We start from the raw sequence: 18,383 nt of genomic DNA on the forward strand, positions 1-18,383 counted from the left end.
CGGAGCCAGCGAACAGTACCGCTAAGCTGTGTTTTCTGCCGCTGCAACCGGATTGGCATCCCCGCGCTATTATTGTGCGGATCAAAGCCTGCTCTGTTGCCCGTCGGGCAGTTTCCGCATTCCCGACATGCGCGAATTGCCCGTCGTGTTAGTTTGTCGCACGCTGTCGGCATTGCACCGTCGGGCAAATCACCTGCACATTTCCGCACGTCCCTGCTGCCGCATGAGGGACGTTTCGCGACCGTCACGGATCGTTGGCAGTGGGATGCGATGGGCGTGGGTCGACGCAGCGTGAGCTGATCGCGCGGACGAACGGCGATGCACGCACGGTCAAGTCGCGCGGTCCTGATATCCCGACGCTGATATCAAGCGGGTGCCGATACCCTCAGCGTGTCGCGCTCGTGATGGTGGCCAGACAGCCCGGCGCACCAGGGAGAACGCGAAGCAGCCGTTAAAACCAATCGCGCAGGGAGGGCCGGGTGTGTTCGGCCAGACCTGTGGTGCCTGCCGCCAGCATTTTCTTTCGCTGGCGGGCCACGGGCGCGGCCAGCGCCCGGCCTTCCCTGCGCCCTCTGTTTGAGGGGCGACCAAATTCAGCACAACTCGGGCGCGGATGCGTCGCGGGGATGAAAACACACGTATTCAACTCTGTCTCGAAGGCAACGCTGCCAACGCCAACCTCCGCCGTCGTCCCTGCGAACGCAGGGACCCATAACCACAGGGTTCAGTTGTTTTACACGGGACTCGCCGCCTGCCTCTTACAAACATCACGCGGTATGGGTCCCTGCGTTCGCAGGGACGACATCGGCTATTTGGCGCGCGCTCGGCCCTCACGATCCAAACAAAAAGAAAGGGGCCCCAGCTTGCGCTGGAGCCCCTCAACGGTCAGGGCATTGCCGGGTATTTGCCCGAACCGAAGTTGCGGACCTGGTCGCGTACGACCAAGTCCCGGGAGAACTCAGTAGTTGTAGGCGCGCTCGCCGTGGTCGGTGATGTCGAGACCCTCGCGCTCCTGCTCCACGGTCGGGCGCAGGCCGATGATCACGTCGACGACCTTGTAGAGGATCGCCGAGCCGACACCCGACCATACCAGCGTGGCGACGACAGCCTTGATCTGCGCCAGCATCTGCGTGGCGAAGTCGTAGGTGCCGGCGTTGTTGCCGGTGATGTTGGTGTAGTCGGTGATGCCGACGCCACCCAGGGCCGGGTTGACCAGGATGCCGGTGGCCAGAGCGCCGATGATGCCGCCGATGCAGTGCACGCCGAACACGTCGAGCGCGTCGTCATAGCCCAGCGCGTTCTTCACGGTGGAGACGAAGAACAGGCAGACCGGGGAGACGATCAGGCCGAGCACCAGCGCGCCGATCGGACCGGCATAACCGGAGGCCGGGGTAACGGCGACGAGACCGGCGACCGCGCCCGAGCAGATGCCGAGCAGCGACGGCTTGCCCTTGACGGCCCATTCGCACAGCAGCCAGGACAGCGCCGCACCGGCGGTCGCGACCATGGTGTTGACGAAGGCCAGGGCGGTGACGCCGTTCGATTCCAGGTTGGAGCCGGCATTGAAGCCGAACCAGCCGACCCACAGCAGCGCGGCGCCGATCATGGTCATGGTCAGCGAGTGCGGAGCCATCAGCTCCTTGCCGTAGCCGGTGCGCTTGCCGATCAGAACCGCGCCCACCAGACCGGCAATGCCGGCGTTGATGTGAACGACGGTGCCGCCCGCGAAGTCGAGCGCGCCGGCGCCGGCGAGCCAGCCGACAGCACCGGTGACTTCGTCGAGCTTGGCCTGGGCGGCGGTCTTGGCGGCAGCGTCGCCAGCGGCAGCGAGAGCCTTGGCAGCAGCAGCGACGTCATCGGGAGCGGCGATGTACCAGACCCAGTGCGCGATCGGGAAGTAGATGAAGGTCACCCAGAGCAGGATGAACAGCATCACCGCCGAGAACTTGATGCGTTCGGCGAAGGCGCCGACGATCAGGGCCGGGGTGATCATCGCGAAGGTCATCTGGAACACGAAGTAGGCCAGCTCCGGGATCACCACGCCGTTCGAGAAGGTCGGAACGGTCGAGTTGGCGTCGACGCCGTGCAGGAAGGCCTTGGAGAAGCCGCCCACCCACGAGGTCATGCTGCCGCCGTCGGTGAAGGCGAGCGAGTAGCCGTAGAGCGTCCAGACCACGCCGACCATGGCGACGATGGCGAACACCTGGGTGAGGACCGAGGCCATGTTCTTGGTGCGGACGAGGCCGCCATAGAACAGCGCGAGGCCGGGGATGGACATCATCAGGACGAGCGCGCTGGACACGAGCATCCAGGCGACGTCGCCCTTGTTGGGAACCGGGGCGGCTGCGGCAGCGGCGGCAGGCGCGTCCTCGGCGAACGCCACATCGACGAGGCCTGCGACGCAGAGCCCTGCAATTGCGAGCGTAACCCATCCCGCGCTGGTTGGACGCTTGAACGTCATTTTATTGTACTCCGTAAGTGTTCTGGTTTGAGCGCGAAATCAAAGGGCCGCAGCGTCCGCTTCGCCGGTGCGGATACGCACGGCGTGGTCGAGGCTGATGACGAAGATCTTGCCGTCGCCGATCTGGCCGGTCTTGGCGGCCGAGCTGATCGCATCGATGGTCTTGTCGACCTGGTCGGAGGGGATCGCGACCTCGATCTTGATCTTGGGCAGGAAGCTCACCGCATATTCGGCGCCGCGGTAGATTTCCGTATGACCTTTCTGACGGCCGTACCCCTTCACTTCCGTCACCGTGAGACCATGAACGCCGATGGCGGTCAGGGCGTCCCGGACTTCTTCGAGCTTGAATGGCTTAATGATCGCCATAACAATTTTCATGGGTCCTATCCCCGCTTGGGCCCGGCACGGACGTTACCGAGCGCTTCCTGTCGACTGAGGTTCACCACGCGGAGAAATCTTCACGACGCGGGCACAGCCGGGAGCGATAGAATCAAATGCCGTGCCAGACGGCTGGTCAGGGCTAACGAGCGGTGAATCCTGACCTTTTCACCCCTCGGGAGGGGCAGCAGGGGCTGCGCTATTCCGTCGCGCTCAAGGAATGGGCAGACATGCGCAAAAGTTGCGCATGTCAGGCTCAAGACACAATGCTGCTCAGCGCGCGGGCAGAATCCTGCGGCGCCGAACAGGTCAATTGGCGTCAATTGCTGCAGCTATTGCAGCGCCTCGCCATGCTGGGAGATGTCGAGTCCTTCCAGCTCGTGCTCACGCGACACCCGCAGCGGCACGAAGGCGCTGACCAGCTTCAGGAGCCCCCAGGTGACGCCGCCCGACCACACCAGGGTGACGGCGACGCCGTAGAGCTGGGCCGCAAGCTGCTTCGGGTTGCCCTCGATCAGCCCCGCCGTGCCGCCGATCGCGGCGGTCGCGAACACGCCGGCCAGCACGGTGCCGGTGAGGCCGCCGACGCCGTGGACGCCGAACACGTCGAGCGAATCGTCATAGTTGAAGCGGTGCTTCAGCGAGGTGCAGGCCCAGTAGCAGATGATACCAGCGAGCGCGCCGATCACCAGCCCATGCCAGGGGGCGACGAAGCCGGACGCGGGCGTGATGGTGCCGAGGCCGGCCACCGCGCCCGAGATCATGCCGAGCACAGACGGCTTGCGCCGCGTCGACCATTCCAGCGCGCCCCAGGTGACGGCGCCGGCGCAGGCGGCCAGATGCGTCGTCAGGATCGCCATCACCGCATGCGCATTCGCCCCGAGCGCCGAGCCGCCATTGAAGCCGAACCAGCCGACCCAGAGCAGGCCGGTGCCGACCACCGCGAGCGACAGGTCGAACGGCGAGAGGTTCTCACTGCCGTAGCCCTGGCGCCGTCCCATCACCAGCGCGGCGACCAATCCCGCGGTGCCCGCGGAGAGATGCACGACGAGACCGCCGGCGAAGTCGACCACGCCGGCCTGAGCGAGAAAGCCGCCGCCCCAGATCCAATGCGCCAGTGGCACATAGACGAAGATGAACCATGCGATGCTGAACAGGAGGTAGGCGGAGAAGCGCATGCGGTCGGCGACCGAGCCCGCCACCAGCGCCACCGTGATGATCGCGAACGTCATCTGGTACAGCATGAACAGCGACTCGGGGATCGTCTTGGCGCCGGGATGGACGCTGTCCATGCCCATGCCGGCGAGGAAGGCGCGGTCGAGCGAGCCGATCCAGGTGCCGTCGCCGACGAAGGCCAGCGAGTAGCCGAATGCGACCCACAGGATCGAGATCAGCATCACGGCTGCGAGGCTCTGCGCCATCGTCGCCAGTACGTTCTTCTTGCGCACCATGCCCGAGTAGAACAGCGCCAGACCCGGAATGGTCATCATCAGCACCAAAGCGGTGGCGACGATCATCCAGGCGGTGTCGGCCGGTTCGATCGTGGACGGCGCTGCGGCCGCTGCTGGCGTGGTGAAGGCAATCGCTCCCGCTGCAGCCAATGCTGCAGACGCGCGCAGGCTACGAGACGCGCTGGTCTCCATGACAGTCCCCCCGGCATGTCAGATGTTAGGATTTTGCAGTCCGCCGCGCCGTTGCGGCGGGCGTGCAGCCGTTGCGGCTGCTTGACGGGCTTAGAGTGCGTCGGTGTCGGTTTCGCCGGTGCGGATGCGGCGGGCATGATCGATCGGCGTCACGAAGATCTTGCCGTCGCCGATCTGGCCGGTGCGCGCGTGCGTCGTGATCACCTCGACCGCCTTCTCGGCGATGTCCGAGTTGACCGCGATCTCGATGCGCAGCTTGGGCAGGAAGTTCACGATATATTCGGCGCCCCGGTAGATCTCGGTATGGCCCTTCTGGCGACCGTAGCCCTTGACCTCGGTGACGGTCATGCCGTGGACGCCGATCGCGGTGAGGGCTTGGCGCACCTCGTCGAGCTTGAAGGGTTTGATGATCGCGACGACGAGCTTCATGGGCGGGCCCTGGTTTCCTCAGGTAGGAGCAGCCTGTTTCGGAGGCAGGCTTGGGATGGCCATTTTGGCCTGTTCCTAGGCAAATGGCACAAAATCAGCGCAGCGTTAAGCGAAAACGTCAAGGAGTGACGGATATCACTGAACGGAACGCGACATCGCCCGACAGACTGAAGACGTTTTCCTGCCATCCTCCATTCAAGGACATCCCATGTCGAATCGTTCCTGGTATTACGCGGCGCAAGGCCAGCAACAGGGCCCCATTTCGGAAGACGAACTGCGCGACCTGATCGCCCGGGGTGTCGTCACGGCCGAGACGCTGCTGTGGAGCGACGGCATGGCCGGCTGGGAGAAGGCCGGGCGCATTCCCGGCCTGATGTCGGGCGTGCCGAGCATCTCCCCCGGCGTCCCGCCCGCGTTCGAGGCCGGCGTGCCTGCGTCGGGCGGCGCGCTCTCGGTCAAGCTCGACACCTGGTCCTATCTCGGCTGGACGCTGCTGTATGTCGTCGGCCAGTTCCTGGTGGTGATCACGCCCTGGACCGCTGTCTATCTCTACCGCTACGTGATCGAGCGGATGCGGGTGCCCGGCCGGCCGAACCTCACCTTCACCGGCCAGCCGCTCGACATCTGGTACGTCTTCATCGCGATGGGCGTGCTGGCCTATGTCGGCCTCAGCGACCGGCCGATCCTCAACCTGATCTCGCTGGTTGCCCCGGCGTTCCTGGGCTGGCTGGTGCTGCGCTGGCTGCTGAGCAACCTCGCTTCGAATGGCGAGCGGTTGCCGATCCATTTCGAAGGCAGCCCCGTCGTCTATGCCGGCTGGTACCTGCTGATGATCGTGTCGGGTATCACCGTCATCGGCTGGGCCTGGGTGCTGACCGCCTGGATGCGCTGGGTCTGCCGCAACATCCAGGGGACGCGGCGCGAGGTCGTGTTCACCGGCTCGGGCCTGCAGGTGTTGTGGCGCACCTTCGCGTTCGTGCTCGGCTGCTCGGTGATCATTCCGATCCCGTGGCTGCTGCGCTGGTACAGCGCCTGGTACGTGTCGCAATTCGCGGTCGTCCCGCGGACGGCACAGCCGATGTGATGCGGCTAGGCGCGGCGCTCGCGGATCGAGCCCTCCTGCGCGACGGAGGCGACCAGCGTGCCGTCGGGCTTGAAGATCGAGCCGCGGGTGAGCCCGCGGCCGCCCTGCGCGCTCGGCGAATCCTGCGCATAGAGCAGCCATTCGTCGGCGCGGAACGGCCGGTGAAACCACATCGCATGATCCAGCGAGGCCGGCATCATGCGCTTGTCGAACAAGGTGCGGCCATAGCGCGCCATGACCGCGTCGAGCAGTGAGAAGTCCGACGCATAGGCCAGCGCGCACATGTGCAGCGCCGGATCATCGGGCAGCTTCGCCGCCGTCTTGATCCAGACGTTGATGCGGCCATCCTCGATCTTCTGGCCGAAGTACCGGTTCAGTTCGACGGGGCGCAGCTCGATCGGCCGGTCGGATTCGTAGTAGCGGCGGATGAAGTCCGGCATCCTTTGGAAGACCTCCTGAAACATCGGCTGCTTGGAGATCTCCTCCGCCGTCAGCTTCTCCGGCGGCGGCACGTCCGGCATCTTGTCCTGGTGGTTGAACGCGCTCTCCTCGTCGCTGTGGAACGACACCATGATCGAGAAGATCGCATTGCCGTGCTGGATCGCGGTGACGCGCCGCGTCGCATAGCTCTTGCCGTCGCGCAGACGCTCGACCTGGTAGATGATCGGCACCTGCGGGTCGCCGGGCAGGATGAAGTAGCAGTGCAGCGAATGCGGCAGCCGGCCCTCGACGGTGCGGCACGCCGCCATCATTGCCTGGCCGATCACCTGGCCGCCGAACACGCGCTGCCAGCTCGTCTTCGGGCTGTTGCCGCGGAACAGGTTCACCTCGATCGGCTCGAGATCGAGGATCGAGATCAGGTCGATCAGTCCCTTGGACATGGCGCGGTGCTTTCGCTGGCTCGGCCGGCCGCTCCGGTCCCGTTCTCGCGGGATCAGGCATCCGGAATTGATGGCCTCGGGTGGCAGCCCTTGGTTCACGCCCCTGTTTCGCCCAGCTATAATCCTCCCGCAAGAGTAACTGTGAGCAGGGTGGCATGACGACACAGCGAAGCATTGTCATTTGTGGCGGGGCCTTTGCCGGCCTGGCGCTCGCGCTCGCGCTTCGGCAGGGGCTCGGTCCCGAAGTGCCGGTGATCGTGGCCGATCCGGCGCTCGCCAACCGGCCGAGCCGCGATCCACGCGCCAGCGCCATCGTCGCGGCGTGCCGCAAGCTGTTCGATGCGATCGGGGTCTGGGCGGACGTGGCGCCGCAGGCGCAGCCGATCCTCGACATGGTCATTACCGATTCCAAGCTCGAGGACGCGACCCGCCCGTCGTTCCTGACGTTTGCGGGCCAGGTCGAGGCCGGCGAGCCGTTCGCGCACATGGTCGAGAACCGGCTCTTGATCGATGCGCTGGTGCGGCATGCGGAGGCCGCAGGCGTCGAGCTCAAGGCGATGCCGGTGACCGGCTTCGTGACGCGGGCCGACGGCATCGCGGTGACTCTGGGCGACGGCAGCCAGCTCGAGGCGAGCCTGCTGGTGGCCGCTGACGGCGCGCGTTCGAAGCTGCGCGAGCGCGCGGGCATCCAGACCCATGGCTGGGACTATGACCAGTCCGGCATCGTCGCGACCATCGGTCATGAGCGCGACCATGGCGGCCGCGCCGAGGAGCATTTTCTTCCGCCCGGACCATTCGCGATCTTGCCGCTGACCGGCAAGCGCTCCTCGCTGGTTTGGACCGAGCGGCGCGCCGAGGCGAAGCGCCTCGTCGCGCTCAGCGCGGATGAATTCCATGCCGAGCTGGAGAAGCGGGCCGGTCTGCATCTCGGCGAGTTGAAGGTGCTCGACCAGCCGCGCGCTTTTCCGCTGTCCTACTTCGTCGCCCGCTCGTTCATCGCGCCGCGGCTGGCGCTGGTCGGCGACGCCGCCCATGTGATCCATCCCATCGCGGGGCAGGGGCTCAACATGGGGCTGAAGGACGTCGCCGCACTGGCCGAGGTCGTGGTCGATGCGGCAAGAATGGGGATCGATCCGGGGCAGGTCGATGTCCTCGAACGCTACCAGCGCTGGCGCCGCTTCGACACGATGGCGATGGGCGTTGCCACCAATTCGCTGAACTTCCTGTTCTCGAACAAGTCGACGCTGCTGCGGGCCGTGCGCGACATCGGCCTTGGCATCGTCGATCGCGCGCCGCCGTTGAAGGAGCTGTTCATCAAGCAGGCCGCGGGCCTCACCGGAGAGATGCCACGGCTGCTGAAGGGTGAGGCGCTGTAGAGCATGATCCGGAAACTGGAGACCGGTTTTCCGAAAAGATCATGCTCGAACAAAGAGCTCAGCGCGGGCCTGCGGCGGCGATGAAGCCGGCGACGGCCTCGACCATGTCGGGGTCGAGCGGACGGTCGGGGTCGTTGTAGGAGGCGAGGTTCTCGTCCTCGTTGGCGACGTCGACCAGGACGTGGTTCATCTCCGGCAGCCACAGCGACTTGGCGGCCGGTGCGGCGGCGGCGAGCGCGACCATGTCGAGGCGTGCGATCTGGTGGTCGCGGGCGCCGCCGACGATCAGAATCGGGATCGTGAGCTGCTTCAGTGGATCGATCGGGTCCTCGGCAAAGGCGGAGCCGATGCTGGGCTGCATGCTCGGTGCGACCGGCAGCTCGGGCGGTGGCGGGTCCACGACCTGCCCGGCCATGATGGCGTCGATCGCGTTGGCGACCGGCTCCATCTTCGCGGCCGGCAGCTTCTTCTCGAGCTGCGCCTTCAACAGGTCGCCCTGCCGCCGCGCCGATGTGGTGAGCAGCACGAGGCGGTCGACCGGGGTGCGGCGGGCGGTGAGGATGGCGACCAGGCCGCCCTCGCTGTGGCCGACGAGAACGATGCGGGCGAACTTGCCGCGCAGGAAGTCGACCAGCGCGGCGGCGTCGTCGACGTAGTCCTTGAAGCGGAAGTCCTCCGGCTTGCCGAACTCCGCCTTCCAGCCGCGTGCGCCGCGCTTGTCGTAGCGCAGGCTGGCGATGCCTTGGGTGGCGAGCTGCTCGGCGAGCTTCTTCAAGGTCGCCGGCTTGAGCTGCGGCCCATTGCCATCCCGGTCCGTCGACCCGGAGCCGGCGATCAGCAGCGCCACCGGCGGGCGCTCGACACCCGCTGGCGTCGTCAGGACGGCGTCGAGTGCGCCAATGCGGACGGCGCTCTCCTCGGCCGAGACCCCCGAAGCGAGGGCCATCAGCGCCACGGCGAGCGCACAGCGGATCACGACGGGCCGCATCGGTCAGTCGATCTTCCGCGCTTCCTCGGGCAGCATGATCGGGATGCCATCGCGGATCGGGTAGGCGAGCTTCGCCGACCGCGAGACCAGCTCCTGTTTCGCCGCGTCGTATTCCAGCGGGCCCTTGGTCATCGGGCAGACCAGGATCTCGAGCAGCTTGGGATCGACGGAATTGGCGGGGCGTTCGAGCGGGGCGTTCATGGCAAGGGTCTCCGGCGGGCGCCTCTGTAGCATAACGTCCGCTCGCTTGTCGTGCTTCAAGGCATGTGCCGGGCGATCCGGATCAGCTCGTCGATGACCGCGTCCAGTTGCTCGGCCGGCAACGGCCGATCCGACAGCGCGTGGCCGAGGAAGGTCCAGTACAGCACCTGGGCGCGTGCGCGCGCGATCGCCGGCACTAGTCCCTCGGCTGCAAGCAGGCTCTCGACATAGCCCAGCCGGCGCCTGTCGATGGCTTGGACAGCCTGCCGCGCGGCGGGGTCGGATCCGGCCCAGTTGCGCACGGCGCGCTCCAGGGTGAGCTTGACGTTGAACGCGCGGCGGAGGAGCACGGCAATGGCCGGCTGGTCGCCGGCGTTCGCCTCCACCCCGGTGATGATCTGCTCGGCCGCAATCTCCCGCCACTTCTTGAGGAGGGCCGCGTGAAACCCGGCCACATCGGCGAAATGCCAGTAGAAGCTGCCGCGCGACACGCCCAAGGCTTTCGCCAGCGGCTCCGCCTTCAGCGCGGTGAAGCCCCGGCTGGCCAGCACCTTCAATCCCTGTGTCAGCCAATCGTCGGCCGAGAGCTGATCGGTCATGTCGTCACCATGAGACGACCATACACAGCTGTATTGACGACCGCCAGGGCTTCGTGCATTGTCCATACATAACTGTATGGAGGCGTGCCATGCGCGATGCGCTGCTCGTGACCGCGGGGCTGATGGCGATCACCGTCGCCGTGATCCACGGCGTGCTCGGCGAGACGACGGTTTTCGCGCGTGCCACCATCTCGCCGGAGCGGCTGCGAACCCTGCTGCGGCTGGTCTGGCAGACTGGCACGGTGGCGTGGATCGGCTGTGGCGTGCTGCTCGCCGTCGCCCCGCAAATGGCGTCGGAGTCGGCGCGGCATTGGACGGTGACCACGGTCATCGTCGTGTTCGCTTTCGCCGCAGGCGCCAATGCGCTCGCGACGCGCGGGCGGCATTTCGGCTGGGTCATGCTCGCCGGCGTAGTCAGTCTCGCCATCGCCGGCTACTGACGCGGCGAATCCCGGTCCACCGCAGCGCCGCCACGTACCCGGCGAGAGGAAGGCATCGCGACGCTCCGTAACCGCCGCGTCGCCTCAACTGCTGTTCGGCCGCACTCCGTTCACCGCGAGGCCACTGCCACGACACATTCGCCAAGAATGGTTCCAACTTAGAAGGAGTCTCTTTGCAGACACGGCGACGAGCCGCTTAGCTGTTCGTCGTCGCGAACGGGTGCCCGGCGTCGACATCGATCCGGGCGCACAACCGTTCTCCGATTTGCTTGTCTGGATAGGAGAGGGGACGGATCGATGTTGGTCGACGTGGTGCGGAAGTTGGTCGTCGTAGGTGGAAGCGTCGGCATGCTGTTGATGGCAGCGCAGGCGCACGCCGGGGGATCGAGCGAGATCTGCCTCACCTATGCCAACGGTCAATTCGAGCCCAAGGAGCCGACCGTTCCCGCGGACGCGCCGCTGACCATCCGCGTCCGGAACATGGAGGGCAAGGCCATCGAGTTCGAGAGCGAGACCTTGAAGGTCGAGAAGGTGATCGCGGCCAACAGCGAGGCGGTGCTCAACGTCCGCGCCATGAAGTCCGGGCGCTACGAGTTCTATAACGACTTCAACGAAAAGGCCCGCGGCTTCGTCAACGTCCAATAGGTCCAGATCCCATGCTCGCCGCCCTGATCATCGTCTTCCGCGAAGTGTTCGAAGCCGGCCTGATCGTCGGTATCGTGCTTGCCGTCACCAGCGCGGTTCCGCATCGCCTGCGCTGGATCGGCGCAGGGCTGTTTGCCGGCCTGGTCGGCGCATGCATCGTCGCGGCGTTCGCGGGAACGTTGACGCAGCTATTTGAAGGCATGGGGCAGGAATTGTTCAATGCGGGGATCCTGTCGGCTGCCGTGATCATGCTGACCTGGCACAATGTCTGGATGGCCCGGCACGGCCGCGAGATGAGCACCGAGCTGCGGACGATGGGCCAAGCGGTGGCCGAAGGCGCCAAGCCGCTGGTCGCGCTGGCGACCGTGATCGCCATCGCCGTGTTGCGCGAGGGCAGCGAGGTCGCGCTGTTTCTCTATGGGGTGGCGGCCTCCGGCGACGGCAGCGGGCGGGCGTTACTCGGTGGCGGCGTCCTTGGCCTGCTGCTCGGCGTTGCCGTCTGTCTCGCGACCTATCTCGGCCTGATGCGCATCCCGCCGCGCGCGCTGTTCAAGACCACCACCGTGCTGATCACCCTGCTGTCGGCGGGAATGGCCGCGCAGGCGGTGTTCTTTCTCGCCCGCGCCAACTGGCTGACAACGTTCGACCATGTGGTGTGGGATTCGAGCGCGGTTCTGCCCGAGCGTGGCGTCGCCGGGCGGACGCTCAAGGCTCTGATCGGCTATACGGATCAGCCTACCGCGATGCAGCTCGCAGTCTACATCGGGGTGATCGTCACCACCATCGCACTGATGCGCCTGACGGCGGCCCCGCCAGCGCCGCGCGCGGCTCCCGCCGAGTGATCATTGCAGCGGCGGATCGCCCGAGGTCCGCTTCTTGGCGAGATCCATCTCGGTCACGGCGATGAGGATTTCGGCGCGGGTCTTCAGGTCCGGCGCCTCGAGCATCGCCTGCTTCTCCGCCGGACCATAGGGCGACATCATCGCCAGCGCGTTCACGAGCGCTTCGTTCGGCGCCGCTTCGATGCCGGCCCAGTCGACCTTGAGATTGTTCGCCTTGAGGAAGTCGGTGAGAACCGCGAGCAGCGCTTCGCGGTCCACCGCGTCTTCACCCTTGCGCGCCGTGAAATCATCGACGAACGGGAAATAATCGACCTTGCACTGCCGATAGGGCGTGAGCACCGTCATTTCCTCGACCACCTTGAAACGGGACACGCCGGTGAGCTCAAGGATGTAGCGGCCATCGCCGGACTCGGCGAGCTGCGTGATCCGGCCGACGCAGCCGACCTTGAATAGCACCGGGCGCTCCTCGCTGGAGGAGTGCGTGACGTCGGGCTGGATCATACCGATGAGCCGATGGCCGTCACGAAGCGCATCGTCGACCATCGCGAGATAACGCGGCTCGAAGATGTTGAGCGGCATTTGGCCGCGCGGCAGCAGCAAGGCTCCCGCCAACGGAAACACCGGAACGATCTCCGGCAGCTCGGCGGGACCGCGATATTCGGCATTGATCGGCATGCGATACCTCGTGTCCGCTGGAACGAGCGCGCGTCCCGTCCAGCCGGGTTACGAAAACAGGATCGTCGACAGCCGCTTGCGGCCCTCGATGGTGGCCTCGTCGGCGCCGCCCCAGGCTTCGAAGAACTGCACGAGCTGCTTGCGCGCGCCGTCTTCGTTCCATTTGCGGTCACGCTTCACGATCTCGAGCAACTGGTCGGTGGCTTCCTTCCGCTTGCCCGCGGCGTTCAGTGCGGTCGCCAGGTCAAAACGTGCCTGGTGGTCGAGCGGATTGGCGGCGACCTTCTGTTCGAGTTCGCCGACCGGCCCGAGCGACTGGGCCTGCTCTGCCAGATCGATCGCGGCCTGCACGGCGGAGACCGCGGAATCGCTACGCTTGGCGTCCGGGACCATCGCAAGCGTCTGCTTGGCCTCGTCGATCGCGCCGAGCTCGACCTGGCACTTCGCAAGCCCGGCGATCGCGGGGATGTTGGCGGCATCGATCGCGAGCACCTCGGCATAGATCTCGGCCGCGCCGGCCGCATCGCCTTCAGCGAGAACCGCTTCGGCTTCCTTGAGGATTTCGGCGATGTCGGGCTCGCCGGCGCCGGGAACGCCCTTGGTGATCTTTTCGATGAAAGCGGCGACCTGGCTCTCGGGCACGGCACCCATGAACCCATCGGCGGGCCGTCCGCCGACGAACGCGATCACAGCCGGAATCGACTGGATGCCCATCTGGCCAGGGATGGCCGGATGCTCGTCGATGTTCATCTTGACCAGCTTGACCTTGCCCTTGGCGGCCTTGACGGCTTTTTCCAGGATGGGCGTCAGCTGCTTGCACGGTCCGCACCACGGCGCCCAGAAGTCGATGAGGACCGGCTGCCGCTTCGATTCCTCGATGACGTCCTTCACGAAGCTCTGCGTCGTGGTGTCCTTGATCAGATCCGGCACCTGCGGCGCCGGTCCGCCGCCCTGCTCAACAATGGTCACGGGGTCCCTCGTCCGAAAAATTCCGATGAACGGCGACCGGGAACCGGCCGCCGCCGCGCCTCAATACACGTTTTCTTTCACTTTAAGTGGCGGTCCAGCTGGAAATTTCAATCAGCGCCCATCGCGGTCCGGTGATGGGCAGGTCTCAGCCCGGTTCGGCCGGTCCCGGCCGCTAAAATTTGAACGTCGCCGGCGTACGAAACCTGTCGCAGACCTGTTGCATTCGTCCGCGGCATTTGGCATAGGTCTGCCCGTCGCTGGCGGCCACGCCGCCAAGGCGTCACGGATGCGGGTGTAGCTCAGTGGTAGAGCACGACCTTGCCAAGGTCGGGGTCGAGGGTTCGAACCCCTTCGCCCGCTCCAAAAATTTCGCTCCGTTGTTCCTTCGTCTCGTGCCTCATCATTTTGTCGGCGGGGATTTGTCCCAGGCCGCGAGCACGTCGGCGAATACCCGATCTCCACTGGGACCTTTGCCGATTGCGAGGATGCCCCGGCGCTGGTTCGCATAGACGACCGGGATGTCGAACCATTCGCGCCGTGCGAGAAGCTCCTCGTTGCGCGCGCGATCGGCCTCGACGTTGGACAAGCCCACCAGGAACGAACCTTCGGTGATCTTGACGGAAAGCCCGGCAAGCGGCGTCCCGCGCGACTTCTCATCCGTCTTCATCAGCATTCCTGGGACGCTGCGGATGCCGCCACCGACGAAATCGGCAGCGGGCCTGAATGTGAGCTCGGCGACATGGCTGGCCGGCAGGCTGGGATCGTCGTTGCGGCGCAACTGCAGGCTGACCTTCAGTTTGCGCTCGGGAATGTCGATCTCGCCACGGATCACCGGCGTGGGCCGTCCCGATTGTGCGTTCTTGACCGTCTCCGTCCGCCAGGTGACCGAGCCGGAATAGCGCTTACCCTTGGGGTCGGAGAGATCCTCATCATACAGCACGGCAAGTCCGGGCGTCCGCGCATCTGCCGCGTCGGACGATGCGGTCGGGCTCGAAACGGGAGCGCTGCTCCGGGCGGCGGCGGGGCCAGCGGGCTGCGCTGGCTTCGCCGCAGCGGCGCTCAGTTGAGCGCCGCCGTCGATCGACGTGAACATCACGAGCGGCTGCTGCGCTCCGCCCGTGGCACGCTCCACCGCCGCATTGGTCTGGTTGAAGGTCTCGATCAGGCGTTGGCCTGGCTGCTGCAGCGCCTCTGCAAGGGCGGCGGCGAACACGCCGTGACCGTCCGGGCCGCGCTGTCCCGCCGTCCCGGCCTGTGCGGCAAAGGAGATCACGGTCCGTGCGGAAACGTCGACCGGGACGAGGCCGGCGGCAAGACCGGCGATGCCGCGCCCGGCGAACGGATTGGAGCGGAAGGCGTCGAGAATGATCACGTTCTGCCGGGGGCTCGATCCGCCCAGCTCGCGCAAAATCGCAGTCAGGTCGCGCAGCTCGGTCTTGAGATCCGCAGCTGTCGCCGGCGCCGCGTCGACCGGGACGAGATAATCGGCGCCGCCCAGGTTGAGCCCATAGCCGGCATAATAGATGAGCGCGACGTCGGCGTCGGCGATCCGGCCCTTGAACTCGGCAAGCGCGCGATCGAAGCTTCGCCTGTCGAGGTCGATCTGCGCGGCACCGCCGCTCAGGGTGAAGCCGAGCCGCGACAGGCTGTCGGCGATCAGCCGGGCATCCGCCGCCGGCTCGTCCAGCAGCGGTGCGTGCTCGTGGATGGCGTTGCCGATCACCAGCGCCACCCGCTTGTCGGCGGCAGCGGGCCCGGTCGAGATCAGGATCGCGCCGACGACAAGGATGGTTGCAGACAGCAGCTGTCCAACTCGGCCGATCACCCGACGCATGCCAACGATCTCCTGTCACCCGATCTGCTCGTGCGACGATTTTACCGCATTTCGAACAAAGCAGGAACAAGAATCGTGGCAGGAAAGAGAAATTGCCGTGGGCTGTCGGCGGCCTAAACGACCACCGGCGTGCGCACCCGGCCGGCATCGCCGAACACGCGGAGATAACGGGCGATCTCGGCGGGATCGCCGGTCGCCTTCTCCGGGTTGTCGGACAGCTTCACGGCGGGGTGCCCGTCTGCCGACGTCACCTTGCAGACCAGCGAGATCGGATCGAGGTCGACCGAGCCGTCCGGCGAGCAGCCGACGAAATCGTTGGTCAGGTTGGTGCCCCAGCCGAACGACAGCCGCACCTGGTCGGAGAAGCGGTGATGGATCTGCTCGATCGATTCGACGTCCATCGCGTCGGAGAACACGAGCAGCTTCTGCTTGGGATCGCGCCCCTTCGATTTCCACCAGGCGATGATCTCCTCGCCGGCCTGGATCGGCGGCGCGCTGTCGGGACGGAAGCCGGTCCAGTCGGCGACCCAGTCGGGTGCGTCGCGCAGGAAGGCCTTGGTGCCGAATGCGTCGGGCAGCGCGATCAGCAGGTTGCCTGCGTAGGTCTGCCGCCACTGGTCGAGAATGCGATAGGGCGCGAAGCGCAGCTCGTCATCGTCCTTGGCAAGCGCGGCGGCGACCATCGGCAGCTCATGCGCGTTGGTGCCGATGGCTTCGAGATCATTGTCCATCGCCAGCAGCACGTTGGAGGTGCCGGTGAACGACGAGCCGAGACCTTCCTTGACGGCCTCGACGCACCAGCGCTGCCACAGGAAGCCGTGGCGGCGGCGGGTGCCGAAATCCGACAGCCGCAGCCCCTCCAGCTTGCGCAGCCGCTCCACCTTGGCCCACAGCTTGGCTTTGGCGCGGGCGAATAGCACGTCGAGCGCGAACCGGCCCTGTCCCTTCATGGCCTGGCGCGAGCGCAGCTCGTTGACGATCGCGAGCGCCGGGATCTCCCACATCGTGGTGTGGGTCCAGGGCCCGTGGAAATGCAGCTCGTACTGGCCGTCGGACTTGCGCAGCTCGTATTCGGGCAGGCGGAAGGTGGCGAGCCAGGCGATGAACTCCGGCGAGAACATGTGGGTCTTGCCGTAGAAGGTGTTGCCGGCCAGCCAGATCAGCTCCTTCTTGGCGAAGCGGATGGTGCGGGCGTGATCGAGCTGGGCGCGCAATTCGCCCTCGTCGATGACGTCGCCGAGCCGCACCCGCCGGGTCCGGTTGATGACCGAGAAGGTCACCTGCTGAGTCGGGTAGAACTCCCGAATCATCTGCAGCATCAACAGCTTGTAAAAATCGGTGTCGAGCAGGCTGCGCACGATCGGATCGAGGCGCCAACCGTGATTATAGGTTCTGCTCGCGATGTCTGTGATTGTCATGTGACCGTTTTACAGTGCTGGCCGCAAACCCGCCACTGGGCTTGTCGCAGGAGGCCCTCGTGGCGCGGCGGTATCCTTGCTCGGGGCTCGTGGCGGCGATTAGCGCGCCAGGAGCGGCACGCCGGGATCGAACGCCAGCACCGCTTCGGCCCATTTCGCGACGCGGAGCACGTGGAGGTCGTTGCGATAGGGGCCGGCGATCTGCACGCCCAGCGGCAGGCCGTTGTTGCCGAACCCCGCCGGCAGCGAGATGGCCGGCGCTCCGATGAAGGTCCAGGGCGCGCAATATTCGGCGTCACCGGTCCAATCCAGGCCGCGCGGCGCTTCGCCGAAGGCCGGCAGGGTGAGCACTGCGTCGAAGCCGTCGAGCTCGGTTGCGAGCGCCTTCTGCCGATGCGCCTGCGCGGCCTTCGCGGCGAGATATTCCATGGCCGTCTTGCTTCGCCCGCTCTCGACGTGGCCCTTCATGACCTCGCTGACCCGGTCGGGATAGCGCGCGATCAGATCGGCGAAGATCGTGGTCGCCTCGCTGAGCATGATCGTGGTGATCGCATCCCAGTTCACCGCGTCGAGCTCTCTCAGCTCGATCTCGTTGATCATCGCGCCAGCGCTGCGCAGCTTGTCGATGACGGATTCGAACACGGCCTTTTGCGCGGCCTCGGCGCGCTCCCATTTGGCGAAGCGCACCACTGCAAGCCGTGGCGTGCGGAGCGGCGGGATGCCCCCTTTGACGTCGACGGTGAAGCCCGGCAGAGGCCAGCCGTGGCGATCATCGGCGCTGGTGCCGGCCAGCAGAGAGAGGGCCAAGGCCACGTCGTCGACGCGGCGGGCGAAGAAGCCGACATGGTCGAGCGACGGGCTGAGCGGATGCACGCCGACGCGGGGAAGCGCGCCGAAGCTCGGCTTGAAGCCGACAACGCCGTTGAACGCCGCCGGTCGGATCACCGAGCCGAGCGTCTGTGTGCCCAGCGCCAGCGGCACCAGGCCGGCCGCAACGGCCGCGGCCGATCCGGACGACGAGCCGCCCGGCGTGTGCTCGGAATTCCATGGATTGACCGTCGGACCGGGATGACGCCAGGCGAATTCGGTGGAGACTGTCTTGCCGAAGATGGTTGCGCCGAGATTGCGCAGTCGCTCGACCACCCAGGCGTCCGCATCCGGCACGTGATCGCGGTAGATCGGCGAGCCGTTGGTGGTCGGCATGTCCGAGGTGGCGATGATATCCTTGATGGCGACGGGAATTCCACCGAGCGGGCCGGTCTTTGGAGCGACATCCCGCGGCAGATATTCGAATGCTTTCAGCCGCGGTTCGATTGCCTGCGTCTTCTTCAGGCAATCTTCACCATAGGCGGTGGCCGCTGTCGGATCGGCTGCAAATCGTCGCAGCAGCTCCAGAACGCCGGCACCGGCCTTTGGCGTGGACACAGGGAAACGCTCGGGCATTCATCGATCCTGTCGACTTGATCTCATTGCCGCGCGGTGAACGGTCGCAGCCGGTTGTTCCGATCCTATCGGGTGCT

Annotated in this window: 18 protein-coding genes and 1 tRNA gene; 6 read left to right on the top strand and 13 right to left on the bottom strand. The window is 66.0% G+C overall.

Annotation, left to right across the window (positions count from 1 at the left end):
- Nucleotides 1-958 precede the first annotated feature (958 nt).
- From QW887_RS15565 to QW887_RS15580, 4 genes are all read right to left on the bottom strand, one after another.
- The gene (locus QW887_RS15565) at nt 959-2,461 is read right to left on the bottom strand and encodes an ammonium transporter (protein WP_315715845.1); all 1,503 of its coding nucleotides are present in this window, start codon (nt 2,459-2,461) and stop codon (nt 959-961) included.
- A 39-nt stretch (nt 2,462-2,500) separates the two neighbouring features.
- Nucleotides 2,501-2,839, bottom strand: a complete 339-nt coding sequence (locus QW887_RS15570; protein WP_006611147.1) for a P-II family nitrogen regulator — start codon at nt 2,837-2,839, stop codon at nt 2,501-2,503.
- Between the two features lie 332 nt (nt 2,840-3,171).
- Nucleotides 3,172-4,482 (bottom strand): ammonium transporter, encoded by a 1,311-nt coding sequence (locus QW887_RS15575; RefSeq protein WP_315715846.1) that lies wholly within the window; start codon nt 4,480-4,482, stop codon nt 3,172-3,174.
- Between the two features lie 90 nt (nt 4,483-4,572).
- Entirely contained in the window at nt 4,573-4,911 is a 339-nt protein-coding gene (locus QW887_RS15580) for a P-II family nitrogen regulator (RefSeq protein ID WP_172112996.1), read from the bottom strand.
- Nucleotides 4,912-5,119: 208 nt separating this feature from the next.
- Here QW887_RS15580 and QW887_RS15585 point away from each other — a divergent pair, with 208 nt between their 5' ends.
- On the top strand, nt 5,120-5,995 hold the full coding sequence (locus QW887_RS15585) for a DUF4339 domain-containing protein (protein WP_315715847.1): 876 nt from the start codon (nt 5,120-5,122) through the stop codon (nt 5,993-5,995).
- Between the two features lie 5 nt (nt 5,996-6,000).
- On the opposite strand, the gene tesB is transcribed toward QW887_RS15585, so the two are convergent.
- Nucleotides 6,001-6,876: an acyl-CoA thioesterase II gene (tesB, locus tag QW887_RS15590; protein WP_315715848.1), complete on the bottom strand. Its 876-nt coding sequence runs from the start codon at nt 6,874-6,876 to the stop codon at nt 6,001-6,003.
- 155 nt (nt 6,877-7,031) lie between these two features.
- Between tesB and QW887_RS15595 the strand changes: the two genes are divergently transcribed.
- Complete coding sequence (locus QW887_RS15595) at nt 7,032-8,252, top strand: ubiquinone biosynthesis hydroxylase (protein ID WP_315715849.1); 1,221 nt, start codon at nt 7,032-7,034, stop codon at nt 8,250-8,252.
- 58 nt (nt 8,253-8,310) lie between these two features.
- Here the strand turns inward: QW887_RS15595 and QW887_RS15600 are convergent, their stop codons facing one another.
- From QW887_RS15600 to QW887_RS15610, 3 genes are read right to left on the bottom strand one after another with little or no spacing between them, the layout of a single operon-like run.
- Nucleotides 8,311-9,240 (bottom strand): alpha/beta hydrolase, encoded by a 930-nt coding sequence (locus tag QW887_RS15600; RefSeq protein ID WP_315715850.1) that lies wholly within the window; start codon nt 9,238-9,240, stop codon nt 8,311-8,313.
- A 3-nt stretch (nt 9,241-9,243) separates the two neighbouring features.
- On the bottom strand, nt 9,244-9,441 hold the full coding sequence (locus QW887_RS15605; protein WP_006613415.1) for a Trm112 family protein: 198 nt from the start codon (nt 9,439-9,441) through the stop codon (nt 9,244-9,246).
- Nucleotides 9,442-9,497: 56 nt separating this feature from the next.
- Nucleotides 9,498-10,040, bottom strand: a complete 543-nt coding sequence (locus QW887_RS15610; protein ID WP_315715851.1) for a TetR/AcrR family transcriptional regulator — start codon at nt 10,038-10,040, stop codon at nt 9,498-9,500.
- Nucleotides 10,041-10,129: 89 nt separating this feature from the next.
- On the opposite strand from QW887_RS15610, the gene QW887_RS15615 reads away from it, so the two are divergent.
- From QW887_RS15615 to QW887_RS15625, 3 genes are all read left to right on the top strand, one after another.
- Nucleotides 10,130-10,480, top strand: coding sequence for a hypothetical protein (locus tag QW887_RS15615; RefSeq protein WP_315715852.1), 351 nt, complete (start codon nt 10,130-10,132; stop codon nt 10,478-10,480).
- Nucleotides 10,481-10,828: 348 nt separating this feature from the next.
- On the top strand, nt 10,829-11,125 hold the full coding sequence (locus QW887_RS15620; protein ID WP_315715853.1) for a cupredoxin domain-containing protein: 297 nt from the start codon (nt 10,829-10,831) through the stop codon (nt 11,123-11,125).
- Between the two features lie 11 nt (nt 11,126-11,136).
- Entirely contained in the window at nt 11,137-11,967 is an 831-nt protein-coding gene (locus tag QW887_RS15625; protein ID WP_315715854.1) for an FTR1 family protein, read from the top strand.
- On the opposite strand, the gene QW887_RS15630 is transcribed toward QW887_RS15625, so the two are convergent.
- Both QW887_RS15630 and trxA read right to left on the bottom strand, forming a co-directional pair.
- On the bottom strand, nt 11,968-12,642 hold the full coding sequence (locus tag QW887_RS15630) for an LON peptidase substrate-binding domain-containing protein (protein ID WP_315715855.1): 675 nt from the start codon (nt 12,640-12,642) through the stop codon (nt 11,968-11,970).
- Nucleotides 12,643-12,690: 48 nt separating this feature from the next.
- Nucleotides 12,691-13,611, bottom strand: a complete 921-nt coding sequence (gene trxA / locus QW887_RS15635; protein ID WP_316169969.1) for a thioredoxin — start codon at nt 13,609-13,611, stop codon at nt 12,691-12,693.
- Nucleotides 13,612-13,899: 288 nt separating this feature from the next.
- Between trxA and QW887_RS15640 the strand changes: the two genes are divergently transcribed.
- Nucleotides 13,900-13,974, top strand: a tRNA-Gly gene (locus QW887_RS15640).
- A 37-nt stretch (nt 13,975-14,011) separates the two neighbouring features.
- Here the strand turns inward: QW887_RS15640 and QW887_RS15645 are convergent.
- From QW887_RS15645 to QW887_RS15655, 3 genes are all read right to left on the bottom strand, one after another.
- On the bottom strand, nt 14,012-15,445 hold the full coding sequence (locus QW887_RS15645; RefSeq protein ID WP_316173415.1) for a caspase domain-containing protein: 1,434 nt from the start codon (nt 15,443-15,445) through the stop codon (nt 14,012-14,014).
- Nucleotides 15,446-15,558: 113 nt separating this feature from the next.
- Nucleotides 15,559-16,863: a nicotinate phosphoribosyltransferase gene (gene pncB / locus QW887_RS15650; protein WP_316173414.1), complete on the bottom strand. Its 1,305-nt coding sequence runs from the start codon at nt 16,861-16,863 to the stop codon at nt 15,559-15,561.
- A gap of 99 nt (nt 16,864-16,962) precedes the next feature.
- Nucleotides 16,963-18,306, bottom strand: coding sequence for an amidase (locus QW887_RS15655; RefSeq protein WP_316194677.1), 1,344 nt, complete (start codon nt 18,304-18,306; stop codon nt 16,963-16,965).
- Nucleotides 18,307-18,383 lie beyond the last annotated feature (77 nt).

Origin of the sequence: Bradyrhizobium sp. SZCCHNRI3052, assembly GCF_032484895.1 — a bacterium.
Taxonomy (GTDB): Bacteria; Pseudomonadota; Alphaproteobacteria; order Rhizobiales; family Xanthobacteraceae; genus Bradyrhizobium.